General features: G+C 66.3%; 11 protein-coding genes. 4 read left to right on the forward strand and 7 right to left on the reverse strand.

Features of this window, described 5'->3' with window-relative positions; genetic code table 11:
• Positions 1-39 precede the first annotated feature (39 nt).
• Positions 40-1,308 carry a four-carbon acid sugar kinase family protein gene (locus Hhyl6_RS06930; protein ID WP_483738480.1) on the forward strand — a complete coding sequence of 423 codons (1,269 nt, stop codon included), beginning with the start codon at positions 40-42 and terminating at the stop codon, positions 1,306-1,308.
• A complete protein-coding gene (gene pdxA, locus Hhyl6_RS06935; protein WP_483738481.1) occupies positions 1,301-2,296 on the forward strand; it encodes a 4-hydroxythreonine-4-phosphate dehydrogenase PdxA in 996 nt (331 codons plus the stop codon). The genes Hhyl6_RS06930 and pdxA overlap by 8 nt, the downstream gene beginning before the upstream one ends.
• 53 nt (positions 2,297-2,349) lie before the next feature.
• Here pdxA and Hhyl6_RS06940 read toward each other — a convergent pair whose 3' ends face one another.
• The 4 genes from Hhyl6_RS06940 to Hhyl6_RS06955 form a co-directional block, all read right to left on the reverse strand.
• Positions 2,350-3,048 (reverse strand): cyclase family protein, encoded by a 699-nt coding sequence (locus Hhyl6_RS06940; protein WP_483738482.1) that lies wholly within the window; start codon positions 3,046-3,048, stop codon positions 2,350-2,352.
• A gap of 68 nt (positions 3,049-3,116) precedes the next feature.
• The gene (glpR, locus tag Hhyl6_RS06945) at positions 3,117-3,896 is read right to left on the reverse strand and encodes an HTH-type transcriptional regulator GlpR (protein WP_483738483.1); all 780 of its coding nucleotides are present in this window, start codon (positions 3,894-3,896) and stop codon (positions 3,117-3,119) included.
• 75 nt (positions 3,897-3,971) lie between these two features.
• Positions 3,972-4,811, reverse strand: coding sequence for a class I fructose-bisphosphate aldolase (locus tag Hhyl6_RS06950; RefSeq protein WP_483738484.1), 840 nt, complete (start codon positions 4,809-4,811; stop codon positions 3,972-3,974).
• 61 nt (positions 4,812-4,872) lie between these two features.
• Positions 4,873-5,655, reverse strand: a complete 783-nt coding sequence (locus Hhyl6_RS06955) for an SDR family NAD(P)-dependent oxidoreductase (RefSeq protein WP_483738485.1) — start codon at positions 5,653-5,655, stop codon at positions 4,873-4,875.
• Between the two features lie 1,019 nt (positions 5,656-6,674).
• Between Hhyl6_RS06955 and Hhyl6_RS06960 the strand changes: the two genes are divergently transcribed.
• Entirely contained in the window at positions 6,675-7,757 is a 1,083-nt protein-coding gene (locus tag Hhyl6_RS06960) for a TrmB family transcriptional regulator (protein WP_483738486.1), read from the forward strand.
• On the opposite strand, the gene Hhyl6_RS06965 is transcribed toward Hhyl6_RS06960, so the two are convergent.
• The 3 genes from Hhyl6_RS06965 to Hhyl6_RS06975 are packed head-to-tail and all read right to left on the reverse strand — an operon-like array spanning position 7,748 to position 13,031.
• Positions 7,748-9,979: a glycoside hydrolase family 3 N-terminal domain-containing protein gene (locus tag Hhyl6_RS06965; RefSeq protein ID WP_483738487.1), complete on the reverse strand. Its 2,232-nt coding sequence runs from the start codon at positions 9,977-9,979 to the stop codon at positions 7,748-7,750. The two genes, Hhyl6_RS06960 and Hhyl6_RS06965, sit on opposite strands and share 10 nt — an antisense overlap.
• 56 nt (positions 9,980-10,035) lie before the next feature.
• The gene (locus tag Hhyl6_RS06970) at positions 10,036-11,706 is read right to left on the reverse strand and encodes a CRTAC1 family protein (protein ID WP_483738488.1); all 1,671 of its coding nucleotides are present in this window, start codon (positions 11,704-11,706) and stop codon (positions 10,036-10,038) included.
• A 2-nt stretch (positions 11,707-11,708) separates the two neighbouring features.
• Positions 11,709-13,031 carry a DUF7405 family protein gene (locus Hhyl6_RS06975; protein ID WP_483738489.1) on the reverse strand — a complete coding sequence of 441 codons (1,323 nt, stop codon included), beginning with the start codon at positions 13,029-13,031 and terminating at the stop codon, positions 11,709-11,711.
• A 188-nt stretch (positions 13,032-13,219) separates the two neighbouring features.
• On the opposite strand from Hhyl6_RS06975, the gene Hhyl6_RS06980 reads away from it, so the two are divergent.
• A complete protein-coding gene (locus Hhyl6_RS06980; RefSeq protein ID WP_483738490.1) occupies positions 13,220-15,010 on the forward strand; it encodes an ABC transporter substrate-binding protein in 1,791 nt (596 codons plus the stop codon).
• The last annotated feature ends 5 nt before the right edge of the window (positions 15,011-15,015 follow it).

Genomic DNA, 15,015 nt, shown 5'->3' on the forward strand with positions numbered 1-15,015 from the left:
CCCAATCCAGTGTACTCGACCACGACAGGAGGTCCAGCGATGACCCGATGTCTCGTCGTCGCGGACGACCTCACCGGGAGCTGTGACGCCGGTCACGAGTTCGCGACACGCGACTACGACACCCGGGTCGTACTCTCCGCACAGACCGAGACGACCCCACGGGGAGACGTCGCCGTGTACAACACCGAGTCCCGCTACGTGGACCCCGCTGTCGCCGCCGAACGCGTTCGAACGGTCCTCGAGAACGCCGACCCTTCGGTCGTGTACAAGAAGGTCGATTCGACCCTTCGGGGGAACGTCCGCGTGGAGGTCGACGCCGCCACGCGAGCGCTCGAACCCGCCCTCGTCGTCGTCGCGCCGGCGTTTCCGGGCAACGGACGCCTGACGGCGAGCGGGTACCACCTCGTCGACGGCCAGTTGGTGACCGACTCCCCGCCCGGACAGGACGAGGAGCGACCGCCGACACACGACTCGCTCCCCGAGTTCTTCGCGTCGAGCGACTACCCCGTCGAGCACGTCGGTGTCGAGACCGTCGCGCGCGGCGCGGCCGCCGTACGTGAGGCCTTCGAGACGGCGATATCGACGGCCGGTCCCGTCGTCGTCACCTGCGACGCCGTCACGGACAGCCACCTCGCGACGCTCGCCACGGCGGCCGACGGCCTCTCCGAGCGATGTCTGTACGTCGGAAGCGGCGGCCTCGCCCGGCACATCGCCGTCCCGGGGGCACCGTCCGGCGCCGGAATCGACGTCGACCAGACCCGGTCAGTGGTGGGCGTCTCGGGGAGCGTCGCCCCGGAGACGCTCGAACAGGTCGGGGCGGTGTCGGCGGACCGGCGGCGACGCCTCGACCTCGAGACGGCGGTCACCGACCCGTCCGGCGCGGGGACCGAACTGGCGTCCCGTGGACGCAGTGCCGTCGACGAACACGGGGGCGTGCTACTCGTCAGTGCCGACGCACGCAGCGACGTCGACCGGGCGATGGCGGCCGGCGAACAGGCGGGCATCGACGGGCCGGCAGTCCGGCGTCGGGTCACGGAGGCGCTCGCGGCCGGCGCCGCCGAGGTCGTCGGCGACGGACGGGCGTCGAACCTCTTTCTCACCGGTGGCGAAACTGCTCGGGCGGTCCTCGACAGCCTCGACGCGACGGCGCTCCACATGGCCGGCGAAGCGGTCGCGCCGGGGATACCCCTCGCGACCGTCGAGGGGGGCCTAGCGGACGGGACGGCGGTCGTGACGAAGGCTGGCGGGTTCGGAGACGAGCAGGCAATAATTAAGTCACTCGCTCGTCTCGGTCTTCGTGATGAGTGATTCAAAGCCCACCGTAGGCGTTACCATGGGTGACCCTGCGGGCATCGGAAGCGAAGTCATCGTCAAATCGTACCCGACGCTGGTCGAGACGGCCGCTGTCGTCGTCGTCGGCGACGCGTCCGTTCTGGAGGACGCGGTAGACCGGTTCGCCCCCGACCTGACCGTCCGTCGCGTCGACTCGCCGTCCGAGGCGTCGGCCGACCCCGACGAGCTACCAGTTATCGACCTCGACAACGTGTTTGACCACGAGTACGGCGAACTCTCGCAGGCCAACGGCGAGGCGAGCCTCGAGTACGTCGAGCGGGCTATCGAGTTGGCACAGGCCGGCGAGATAGACGCGATAACCACCGCCCCCATCAACAAGCAGGCGACCCGGATGGCGGGGAGCGAGTACGCGGGCCACACGGGGATGCTCGCCGACTACACCGACACCGACGACTACTCGATGATGCTCATCGAGGACGACCTGACGGTGACACACGTCAGTACGCACGTCCCGTTGCGAGAGGCCTGTGACCTCGACGTCGACGATGTCGCGTCGACCATCGCCGTCACGGACGAGGCGCTGCGTGACCTCGGCATCGACGACCCGTCGGTCGCCGTCGCGGGGTTGAATCCCCACGCGAGCGACGGCGGCCTCCTCGGCGACGAGGAAGCGGAGACTATCGAACCGGCCGTGGAGCGCGTCGCCGAGACGGGCGTCGACGTGACCGGGCCGCTCCCACCGGACACGGTGTACGTTCGGGCCGCGTCGGGCGAGTTCGACTGCGTCGTCTCCATGTACCACGACCAGGGCCACATCCCCATCAAGATGCTCGGCTTCACCGGCGACGGCGACGCGGTGAGCGGCGTCAACGTCACCATCGGACTCCCGATAGTCCGGACGAGCGTCGACCACGGCACCGCGTTCGACATCGCCGGCGACGGGGTCGCCTCCGAGCAGAGCATGATAGACGCCGTGTCGACGGCCGTCAGACTCGCCCGATAGACGCAGTTCCTTCTCGGTCACGTATTCCAACGCTGTGTGGAGTCGTGCTCCGACTACACCAGTGCGAAAGCGCGAACCGAACACCCGCCAGTCCCCTGGACGTTGAGCGGCGGGAAGAAGAAGTCCGCGCGCCGACTGTCCGCACCGTCTAAGACCTGGTCGAGGTTCCGCAACTCCTCGATTGGGATGACGTCGTTCTCGAGCAGTGGGAGGTGTGAGTCCGCGGGGTGGACGTCGGTCGACGGACCGTGGGCCGGCACCTCGTCGTACCAGCCGCCGACGCTCGCGCCCTCGGTCCCGACCGCCTTCGGGTCGAGCGAGACGACGTACTCCGCGGCCTCGCCGGTCAGGTAGGGGAACTCGAAGAGATACTCGGGCGTCTGCCCGTAGTACTCGTCCCAGCCCGTGTGAAGCATGACGACGTCGTCGGGCCGGATGTCTGACTCATAGGCCTCGATGTCCGCACGGGTAATCGGCTCCTCTGGCTCTTTCGGCGTCAGGTCGATAACCACGCCCTCGCCCATGAACCGGTCGATGGAGAAGTCGTCGACGGTCTTCCCCTCGGGGATGAAGTGCGCCGGAGCGTCGATGTGGGTCGCGGTGTGGCTCCGCATCTCCAGTCGCTCCATCGTGAATCCGTCGCGTGCGGCGATGGACGTCTGTTCGAGTTCGACCGGTGGGAAACTCGGCCACACCGGAATCTGTTCACTTATCGGGTTGGACAGTTCGACGACTTCCTTCGAATCGAACATGATAGACCCGACAGTCCGGGAAAAAATAAGTATTGTGCTCGCGGGGGTGCCAACAGAGGTCGACCGGTTCAGTCGTGGGTTCCCGACTCGAAGACGCCTTCGACGAGTTCCGTCTCGTCGAACAGGTCGCGGTAGTCGTCGGGCACGCGTTCGTCGGTGACGAGGAGGTCGACGTCCTCGACCGACCCGAATCGGCGGAAGCTCTGCTCGCCGAACTTCTCCGCGACGGTGACGACGACAGTCCGCGCCGACTGCTCCACGACGAGTTGTTTGACCTTCGCTTCGGACTCGTTCGGTGCCGACAGCGTGCCGTCGGCCCCGATGCCGTTGACGCCGAGGAACGCGAGGTCGAAGTTGGAGTTGCTGATGTAGTCCTCGGTGGTCGGCCCGACCAGCGCTTTTGTCTCACGCCGGTACTCGCCGCCGGTCATCTTGACCGTGCCGTCCGACTTCGATAGCTCAAGCACCAACATGGGGGAGCTCGTGACGGCGATGGTCGAGTCGTCGTCCGGGGCCGCCTTGGCGACTTGCATCGTGGTCGTCCCGGCGTCGAAGTAAACGACGTGACCCTCCGATATCTCCTCGACGGCTCGGTCCGCGATAGCCTGTTTGCGCTCCAAGTGCTGGATGAGTCGCCGATTGAACGACCGTTCGATACCCACGTTCGTCACGGGGACCACGCCGCCGTGCGTTCGCTCGACGAGGTCCCGGTCGGCGAGGTCACGGAGGTCACGTCTGATAGTCGACTCCGACACCTCGAGTCGGTCGGCCAACTCCTCGACCGAGAGGCCGCCGTGCTTCGTGACTAACTCCGTGATGGACCGGCGGCGTTTCTCCGGGGTAGTCACGGGACGACACCCCGAGGCCCGTTCGTTCGTTGCACCGGCGCGGTTGGCATACCTACGCGTAACGGCGACGCGTATTTAGCTTTCTCGCCCGCTTGCGACGGCTGCCGACTCCGATTCGTCCCACACTTCCTCGACGGACGCGCCCTCGTGGACGATCTCGTTGAGCGCGGAGACCGTCCGCTCCGGGTCGTCGGACTTCCAGATGGTGCGGCCGATCATCAGGCCGCGGGCACCGGATTCCATGGCTCCCTCGACGGATTCCAGCATCGCGCGGGTGGTGCCGGTGGCCGGGCCGCCGAGAATCATCACGGGGACCGGCGAGTTCTCGACGAGCGGCTCGAACGTCTCGACGCTGCCGGTGTAGGGCGCTTTGAGGATGTCCGCACCGAACTCCCAGCCCATGCGCATCGCGTCTTCGACGAACTCGACGTCCGTCTCCAGTTTGTCCGGGACGCGTCGGCCCCACATGACCGGCTCGACGACCAGCGGGATGTCGGTCCCGCGGAGGTCCTCGGCGAGTTCGGCGATGTACTCGACGTTCCGACGGAACGTCTCGGTGTCGTCACGGCCGAACACGAGCACCGTCTTGACGCCGACGGGGTCGAGTTCCGCGAGGAACTCGGCGTCGAACGCTGGCGTCCAGAGGTCCTTGTCGTGGTCTCGGCCCGGGCTGGTCGACCACGTTACGACGTCCGCGGTGAGGATGACGTCGACGTCAGCCTCCGCGAAGCGGTCCTGGTAGTGACGGGCCATGTGCGGCCCGACGAGGACGCCGTCCGGTTCGCCCGCGAGGACCTTGTCGATAGTCTCTATCGGGTTCTTGAATCCGTCAGGCGCACCGAGGCTGAGTCCGTGGTCTAGCGCTACGACGACAGCGTTCCCCGACGGGGTATCGAGGAGTTGCTCTGTGCTCATTGGCTCCACCTAGTCCCTGGGAATCCGCTTATAAAAAGATTTTCCTACCGGACGACGTGACTCATATCGTCCGCCACCCGCCGTCGACCATCAGCACCTCGCCGGTGACGTACGAGGCGTCGTCGCTGGCGAGATAGAGGGCTGCACCGGCGATGTCTTCCGGCGTGCCCGCGCGGCCGGCCGGGACCGGCTTGATGAGTTCGTCTTTCGCCGCTGCCGCGGGCGCGTCCTCCGACCAGCCGTCGATGAACTCGGTGGCTATCTGTCCGGGCCCGACGGCGTTCACCCGGATGTCGTGGTCTGCCAGTTCGAGTGCGGCACCGCGGGTAATCATCTTGACCGCGGCCTTCGTCGAGTCGTACTGTATCTGGTCGCGCTGGGCGACGAACGAACTGATAGAGGCCATGTTGACGATGGAACCCTCGACCCCGCGGTCAATCATGTCCTGTGCCGCCGCCTGACACCCGAAGAACACGCCCTTCGCGTTGACGTCGTGTATCTTCTCGAACTCCTCTTCGGTGATGTCGAGCAAACTCCCGCCGATGAACAGTCCCGCGTTGTTCACCATCACGTCGACGCCGCCGTACTCTCGGGCGCGCTCGACGACTGCACGGACCTCGTCGGCGTTCGAGACGTCCGTCTGTACGAACTCGGCCGTCCCGCCCCGTTCGCGGATGACCTCGTGTGTCGGGGTGTCCGCGTCCTTGGGTTCGGACTCGACGTCCGCATTGAGTACCGTCGCTCCCGCCTCCGCGAATCTGATGGCGATTGCTCGGCCGATTCCTGAGGTCGCACCTGTGACGACGACGGTGTCACCGTCGAAATCTGCACTGTAGTCGGGCATCGTCGTACAGTGGGTCAGGATACACGTTAAACATTTGGGTGGGCAGAAGCCCGTGCGTTCCCGCCGAACCACAGCATTCCCACTCTCAATCGTTTCTCCCCGATTCGAGATGATTTGCCCGGAAAACGCCCAAAATTAACGGCCGTATAGCTCCTTGGTAACAAGGCACTTGCTTCGCAGAGTTACCATCAGACGGTATCAGCAGCGACGATTCGCAGAGGTCGTGGAATCTTTTGGCTTGTTTCGTCTTAGTTCAAGTCTAGATATGCAGTATCAAGTACGGCGTTCCGCCGTTCTACCCAGTTCGTCGACCATCCACCGGCGACGGCAGTCGAGCGGACTGCCACGTGACTCCGAGGTGATTCACGACTCGGTCCGTCGTGTCTGCTCTGACGGCATCGCACGCGGGCCGACAGCCGTGACGACGTCGCCGGCACCCACGCCGTAACAGACGTACCCTCGTTACCGGGGGTGTGCCGTCACAGCGCTTCTCGAAAGCGCGCGTACCTGCTCCCGAGACGAGAATACTACTCGAGTCCCGAGACCGACGGGGCCCACCAGCAGTGCTCGCCTGTCCCTATCACGCTCTGTACCGAACGGCCATTTACCTCGCAACCGTCCAGCACCGTCGGCCGTCCCTATATAACAGAAGTACAGGCGTTAGTGCCTGTCCAGTACACGAGTGTCGACGGCCGGGAGACGCGGAACGCCGAGGCACGGCGGGAGACGCCGTCCAGAAGGGCGTGAAACGCCGTTATCTGTCGTAGAAGATATTTATTGAGCCGTTACACACCAATATTGGACTTGATATTTATCTGGTACTTCTGGGAAAGAGCCGCCCCTATATGCCCTTCAAAGTCTTTGTAACCCACTATAACCCCACTTATACAACGAAGTACTGAAAGACAGATAGGTTATATTTCTCATCACAATCTGCTTTGCAGGAGTGGTCGTTTATCCGATACGTGTCGGATAGATGTGCGATAGACATTCATACGATGGGCCGCAAGCCATCCCACATGGACCGTGACACGCTCAAACGGGCGCTCGAAAACGCCGACCTCACCGGGTACGAGGCCGAGGCGTACCTGACGCTCGTCGATTACGGCCGTCTCCCCGCCGTCGACGTCGCGAAGAAGTCCGACGTCCCGACCTCGCAGGTGTACGAGACGCTCCGGTCGCTGGAGTCGAAGGGGTTCGTCGAGACCATCGACCAGGACCGGTTACACGCGGAACCGTCCGACCCCGTCGACATCCTCACGCACCTTCGCGAGCGTGGCGAGTTGTTCAGTAACGCCGCCGAAGAACTCGAAGACCGCTGGGAGCAACCGGACCTCAACGACCACCGGGTCGGCGTCGTCAAGCACGCCGAGACGGTGCTCGAACACGTCCGCACGCAGATTCGCGAGGCCGACGTCGCCGTCGAAGTCGCGCTGACCGCCGACCAGTTCGAGTCGTTGCGGACGGACCTCAAAGCGGCCGCAGAGCGGGACGTCATCATCCACGTCGCCGTGTACTACGAACCGGAGTTGGCCGAGCGGAGCGAGGCGTGGGACCTCTCCGGGGCGAATCTGGAGATGCGCGTCGTCAAGATTCCCGGCCCGTTCCTCGCCGTGCTCGACCGTAGTCGGACCTACTTCGCTCCGAACTCGCGGGCCGCGGAGAACTACGGCATCCTCATCAACGACAACATCCTCTCGTTTATCAACCACTGGTACTTCCAGACCTGCCTCTGGTACTCGTGGGACCCCCTGTCGTCGAACCAGCAACTGCCGAAGACCTACATCAGTCTCAAAGAGTTCATCCGGGACGTCACAGCGCTCCATCACGACGGCGCGAACGTCGCCGTCACCATCGAAGGCCGCGACGTGACGACCAGAGAGTTCCGGACGGTCACCGGGACGCTGACGGGCATCTACTACCCCGACATCTTCGTCAACCACGACCCCTCGCTGGAGCGCCTCTCGACGTACTCCATCGTGTGGCTCGATACGGGCGAGGAGGAACTCTCCGTCGGTGGCTGGGGGGCCGTGTTCGAGGACCTCGAAGCCCAGAAGATAACGCTCGAAGCGATTGCCTTCGACGAGGGCGCTCAGTCGTAGCTCGTCTCGATAGTCAGTTCGACCGTCTGCTCGCCGACCTGTACGGAGTAGGTCCCGGCGTCGGTCTGGCGGACCCCGTCGGTGTCGACCCGACCGAACGTGGCCGCGTCGAGTTCGACGTCGACGGTGGTCGCCTCCCCGCCGTCGAGGGAGACGCGTTCGAAGCCGCGGAGTTCGCGGACCGGCGTCACGCGCGAACTCGCGTGGTCCGTGACGTACACCTGTACCACGTCGCTGCCCGCTCGCTCGCTGACGTTCTCGACGGTGACCCGAACCGTGGTGGTGTCGTGTGGCCCGATAGTCGAGTCTGCGAGCGTCACCTCGCCGTACTCGAAGTCGGCGTAACTGAGGCCGTGGCCGAAGGCGAACAGCGGGTCGTACGAGGAGGGGTGTTCCTCCTGCCCGATGGGCGTGGGATGCGGGAAGTGGTTGAACCGGGCCTGAAGGTGCCCTTCGGACTTCGGAATCGAGATGGGGAGGCGACCGCTCGGGTCGTTGTCGCCGAACAGCGTCTCGGCGACGGCCTGTCCGCCCATCGTCCCCGGGTAGTACGCCATGAGGATGGCGGGGACGTTCTCGGCCATCCAGTCGACGACGAGGGGGCGGCCCGTGACCAACACGCCGACGACGGGCGTCCCCGTCGCGTGAATCGCCTCGACGAGTTCGCGCTGGGCGTCCGGGAGGCGGAGGGTGTGGCGATTGGGGAACTCGTCGGGTTCCGTGCCGGTGTCGGCCGTCGGGCCGAACTCGTGGAGGTACCACGGTTCGCCGACGGCGACGACGGCCACGTCGGCGTCGGCGGCGGCGTCGACGGCCGCGTCCACGTCCAGCGTCTCGTTCATCGTCGCGCCCTGTTCGTAGACGACGTCGCCGGACGTGACCGCCTCGACGCCGTCGCGAATCGTCACCACGTCGGTCCCCTCGGGGTCGGGGACGCTCCAACCACCGAGTTGGTGGACCGGGTCGTCCGCGTTCGGGCCGGCGACGAGGACGTCCGCGCCGTCGTCGAGGGGCAGTAGGTCGTCGTTCTGCAGGAGCGTCATGGACTCGCGCGCGGCGTCGAGAGACGCCTCGCGGTGGGGGTCGGCACCGACCACGTCTCGCGCTTCGCTCGGGTCGACGAAGGCGTCCTCGAAGAGACCGAGACGGAACTTCTGTTCGAGGACGCGTTCGACGCTCTCGTCGACGACGGCCTCGGCCAGTTCGCCCTCCTCGACCAGCGAGACGAGGTGCTCGGCGTGGTCGATGGCGTCCACCGACGCGATGTCCAGCCCCGCTTCGCGAGTCTGTCGGACGGATTCGCGGTGGTCCGCGGTAATCTTGTGGTCCTCGTCGAGCATCTTCACGCCGCCCCAGTCCGAGACGACGGTGCCGTCGAAGCCGAGGGTCCCCCGGAGGAGGTCCGTGAGGTACCGCCGCGACCCGTGTGCCGGTTCGCCGTCGATGGCGTTGTAACAGGGCATCACCGACTCGACGTCCTCGTCGAGGACATCGAGGAACGGCGGCAGGAAGACGTTTCGCAGCAGGTACTCCGACGCCTCGACGGGCGCCGCGTCCTCGCCGCGGGCGGGTTCGCTGTAAGCCGGGAAGTGCTTGGCCGTCGCGACGACCGAAGAGGGGTCCTCGATGCCGTCCCCCTGATACCCGCGGACTTTCGCGGCCGCCAGCGCCCCGCAGAGGTACGGACTCTCACCGAACGTCTCGAACGTGCGGCCCCAGCGCGGGTCGCGGGCCACGTCACAGGTCGGCGAGTAGTTCTGGTGTGCGCCGGTCCGTCTGACCTCCGTGGCCGTGACGTCGGCGGCCTGCTCTGCCGCCTCGACGTCCCACGTCGCGCCGACGCCGAGGCCGTTGGGGAACGCCGTCCCCTCGGCGACGTAGGCGTGGCCGTGGACGGCGTCGACGTTGAAGAAGAGCGGGATACCGAGGCGTGTCTCCGAGAGCGCGATTTCCTGCAGTCGGTTCACGTTTTCTACGATGTCGTCCAGTCGCATGTCGGCGGCACCGCCCCACCCGAAGGACGCGACGGCACCGACGTTGTGCTCGACGACTTCGTCGGCGACGTCGTCGACGGACTTGAACTCGCCGAGGTGGCCGGCCCACGTCCCGACGAGTTGCCCGACCTTCTCCTCGAGGGTCATCCGGTCGAGGAGGTCCGCGACGCGCTTCGCGGTAGCGGCAGTGTCGTCTCTGTACAGGGGTTGCTCCGGCTTTGACTGCATAGTCAGTACAGACAACTACGCCCATTTATAATTTTGGATGGGCGCAAACCGTCGGCTCAGTTCGAGGCGCCGACCCGGGCCGTGACGACGACGCCCGACTTGGTCAGTCGCAGTCGCCGGTTCGCCTCGACGCCCTCGAACCGCCGTTCGGTCCCGTCGGGCCACCGGACGTGGACGGTCGCCGTCTCGTGGTCCCCGAGGCCGACGTGTTCGACCCGGGAGTCCTGTGAGAGGTAGTCAGCGTTGGCCGTCTGGCGGACGACCTGTTCGGTGTCGCCGGCCGTCACCGTGACGACGGCCCCCAGCGCCGTCGCGCCGCTCTCGTCGGCGACGCGGAACTGGAGGCTGTTGCGGTCGGCGGCGGCCGCGTTGTCGTAGACGACGAACGGGTCGTCGTAGGTGGCGACGACCAGTTCCTGTGCGCCGTCGTGGTCGTAATCGAGCGTCGCCAGTCCTCGGCCGTCCGTCTCGGCCATCCCGTTGACGCTCTGGTTCACGCGCGAGAACCCGCCGTCGTCGCCCGACGCGCGGGTCGACTGGAACACCATCGGGTAGGTGTACACCGGGTCCGTCCGGTTGATGCGGACGACGTGTTGGGTCGTGTGCACGAGGTCGCGGTCGCCGTCGTTGTCGAAGTCGGTCGCGCTCGCGGCCCACCCCCACCCGCCATGGCGGACGCCGAGTTCGTCCGCCCGGTCGGTGAACGTGCCGTCACCGCCGTTGACGAGGAGGGTGTTCCCCTTCGTCCTGCTGGAGTGGATGACGAACTCCAACAGTCGCTTCAGGCGGTCGTACCGTTCGCGGTCCATGTTCTCTTGGAGGTCCGGGAACCAGATGTTCGAGACGAACACGTCGGGTCGGCCGTCGCCCGTCACGTCGGCCACCTCCGAGGCCATCCCGTTGCGCGCCGTCGACCCGCCGAGCGAGTGCCGGGCGAAGGTGCCGTCGCCGCGGTTGACGTACAGCGTGTCGTTGTTGTAGTCGTTGGCGACGTGGATGTCGGGCCGGCCGTCTCCGGTGAGGTCGGCGAAACTCGCCGCCAGACTCCAGTGGGCGCCGGCGATACCCGTCGCCTCGACGCGCCGGAACTCGCCGCCGACGTTCTCGTAGAGGTAGTTCGGGTTCCCGTTGTCCGTGTCGATGCTCGTGTTCAGGTTGAAGTAGCCCGCCGGCTTTCGCTCGCGCCACGACCCGGACTGGTAGACGAAGAGGTCCGTGTCCCCGTCCCCGTCGTAGTCGGCGGCCGTCGCGCCCAGCGGGTACGTGAGGTCGCCGAGGCCGTAGTCGGTTTCCTCGAACGTCCCGCGGTCGTTGCGGTACGCGTGGACCGACCCGTCGCGGGTGAACAGGAACAGGTCCGGCCATCCGTCGCCCTCGACGTCGACGAAGGCCGCGCTCTTGACGTGGCCGTCGACCGACGGCAGTGCGTCGCTCCGAGCGAACGTCCCGTTCCGGTTCACGAACAGCGCCGGTCCCGACCCGCCGATGGCGAGGACGTCCGGCCACGAGTCGCGGTTCACGTCGGCGACGTACACGCCGGAGTTCCCGCTCCCGACCCCGGTCCCGGTCGCCTCGTACGCCAGTCCCGAGGCCGCCGTCACGTCCTCGAACTGCAGGCGCGGTTCCTCTCGGGCCGGGGTCGTACCTGTCCCGAACGCCTCGCCCGCCGAACATCCGCCGAGGACGAGCAACAGCGACAGCGCGACCATGAGGACACCCGTCCGCATCGTCAGACCACCGGGAGCGCCCGGTCCGAGCGCGGTGGGGCGAGATAGCTCCCGCGGCGGAGCGTCTCCAGATAGTCGGCGATGCCGTGGTTCTCGGCGGGCACGTCGTCGTCGTACTCGTCCGGGTTCATCGCCTTGCGGGTCTCGACGAAGTCCGCCATCGTCTCCTGCACCGAGTTGAACTGGAACCCGGCACCGTCGGGCACCGTATCGGCGACGCCCTCGGTCCGGCGGAGGATGCGGGCCTCGAAGTCCTCGTCGCGGGCGCGGGCCACCTTCTGGGTGTGCCCGACGCGGCCGTACTCGCTGGCGTGGGCGCCGACGCTCTCGGCGTCCGTCTCCGTGATGCCGCTGTCGCTACCGAGTTTCTCGCCCGTGGGGCCGACGTCGTCGGGGTCGTGGGCCGGACAGAACATCTCGGCGGTCCGTTCCTCGCGAGTCTGGTCGTACCAGCGGCCGAGGTCGATGCGGAGCGTCGAGGAGGCGACGGTCGTCCCGCCGGCCATCGGGCCGGCCCCGATGGTGACGCGGTCCTCGCTGGGGAGGTTGTCCCGGTACCCCGACTTGAACCCCATCGACAGCGGCGCGTCATCCGGGATGTCGTCGTTGTCGAGTTTGTCGGCCGGCAGCCCCTTCCCGACGTACCCGGTGTGGCGTTCCGTCTTCGAGAAGACCCCGTCGAGCGTCGACTCGACGGGGAGGCCGTTCACCTCGTCGAGTTCGCCGAACAGCGCCGCCTCGGCCGCGAGCAGGACCGACCCGAGGTCGCTCGTCAGAATCAGTATCGCGTCGTGGGCGTCGGCGTTCGCCGGGTCCTCGCCCACGGCGTCGAGGACCGCTTCGGGCGTCTGCAACCCGTCGGGGACGGCCCCGACCCGTTCGAAGTAGTTCGGCGCGTACCCGAGCATGAACAGGAGGCCGCGGTTGAAGGCGGCGCCGGCGTTCCCTCCGGTTCCCCACTGGAACGCTCGCTCCAGTCCGCGCAGCGCGTCTTCGACCTGCGTGCGCTCCTCGGCCGTGGGCGGCACCGACCCGTCGTACGAGAGACCGAGGACCACGAGTTGCTGTGGCGGCACCGTGTTCCCGTGGGCGTCCCGGACGAGGAACTCGCCCCAGCGGTGTTGGCCCGCCGGAACGGTGTCGAGGTCCCCACGGGGGAACTCCGGCGCGGCGTCGGCCGTCTCGGTCTGTGTCGGGCCGGCCTCGCCGTCGAGTTGGTCCCGTTCCTGTTCGAGGCACGCTGAGAGGGCGCTGGTCCCGCCGATAGCCACCGCCGCACGGACGAAGCTTCGGCGTGAGAGGCCCTGCGAATCGTCTGGTCGCATTGCCCGTGATAACGAATAGCGAGGATTAACTCTTTCGCTGGTCCGAGCGCGCGCCACCCACGAGCGACCGCCTCGACGGTCACGGCTCACGCGCCGATAGCCGTCGTTTTCCGGTCGCGACCCGCCACAATGTGGATGATTGACCAAAATATTTAATAGTGGGTAGCGGACTCTTCTGACTGTTCGCAATGTCACGAGCTACGGATGACTATAGCGACCTGATTAGCCGACGGCACTTCGTCAAACTGACCGGCGTCTCCGGTGCTGCAGCCCTCGCGGGCTGTGGGGGAGACGGTTCCTCGGGCGACGGCGGGAGCGGAACGTCCACGGACGGCGGGGACGGTGGGGGCGGGTCACAGGTTCTCGACGCGACCCTCACGGGCGCGACGAACAACGGCGTGCCGACGAACATGCACGTGAACCCGATGGCGACCCAGAACTACGATTGGATCGCCGGGAACTACATCTTCGAGCGGTTTGCCGCGTACAACTTCGCGACCAGCGAGTTCGAACTGGCCGGTCTCTCGGACTGGTCCTTCGAGGGCAAGACGGTCACGCTCACACTGCGCGACGACCTCAAGTGGGACACCGGCGACGACGTCACCGCGGGCGACGTCATCACGCAGTTCCGCCTGATGAAGAAGACAGGCGCGACGCTGTGGGACTTCGCCGACAGCGTCGAACAGGGCGAGGACGACAAGACGGTCGTCATCACGCTCAAGCGGCCGTCGAACCCCGAGATAATCAAGCACACGCTGGCGAACGGGGACCTCCGTATCCACGGGTACCAACCCGTCTACGAGAAGTTCCTCGACAAAGACGCCGCGGCGGTTCAGCAGTTCGCGTGGGAGGAGGACATCCACGGCAACGGGCCCTTTACCTTCGACTCCCGCAGCGACCAGGCCTGGACGCTCACCCGCAACGAAGAGTTCTACGGCGCGGACAACATCAACTTCAGTACCATCGACCTCCTGAACCGGCAGGACAACACCGCCCTCCAGCAGGGCCTGATGGGCGGCGAACTGGACGCCGTGACGAGCCTCTTCGCCCCGCCGGAGATAGTCGCGAACTTCCCGGACCGCGTCGAGGAGATCACCGTCCCCGCGAAGTGGGGCTACGGTATCACCTTCAACCACGACGACCCCGACTTCGGCAACCGCAAGGTCCGACAGGCGGTCGCACACGTCATCAATCGCCAGCAGGTCGCCGACAACGCCGGCCCGCGCACGAAGGACCCGGCACCGAAGGTCACCGGTATCGCACCGGGCGACCAGGAGTCGTGGCTCGGTGACGCCTTCGAGAACTTCGAGGGCTACGGCCCGGCGGCCTCACAGACCGAGAAGGCCGCCTCGCTGCTGCGGGAGGCCGGCTACTCGAAGTCCGGCGGCACCTGGCAGGACGGCGACGGCAACACCCTCGGCGGGAGCTACCTCACCCCCGCCGGGTGGACCGACTGGACGACGGCGACGAACACCGTCGTCGACCAGTTGAACCGCTTTGGCTTCGACTTCGAGATCAACTCGCTGCCCGCGGGCGACTACTTCGGCCGCTACATCAACTCCGACTTCAAGATGGGCGCGTTCTACTGGCTGCCCGGCGGCGCGCGGAGTTCCTTCCCGTACTTCCCGCTGCGCTGGCAGATGACGATGCCCGACATCGACGGTGGGCACGGCTTCCCCGAGGGCGAACACACCGTCCCGGCCATGGACGGCTCCGACGAGATGACGCTGAACCCCCTCGAGGAGATTCGCGGCGTCGCGACGATGCAGGACGAGGCGCAGGTGGCCGAGACGGTCAAGCGCGTCGCGTGGCACCACAATCAGAACCTCCCACTGCTGGGCCTGGTCGGTAAGTTCGACCAGTCCTGGCTCACGGACGCGGAGTGGGACATCGCCGGCGAGGACGACAGCGCACGCGGCGTGAAGTGGCCGACTCACTGGCTGCCAAAGCAGGGCAAACTCAGCGCGACCCAGCAGTAACCCCA

Source organism: Haloarcula sp. H-hyl6, assembly GCF_056934455.1.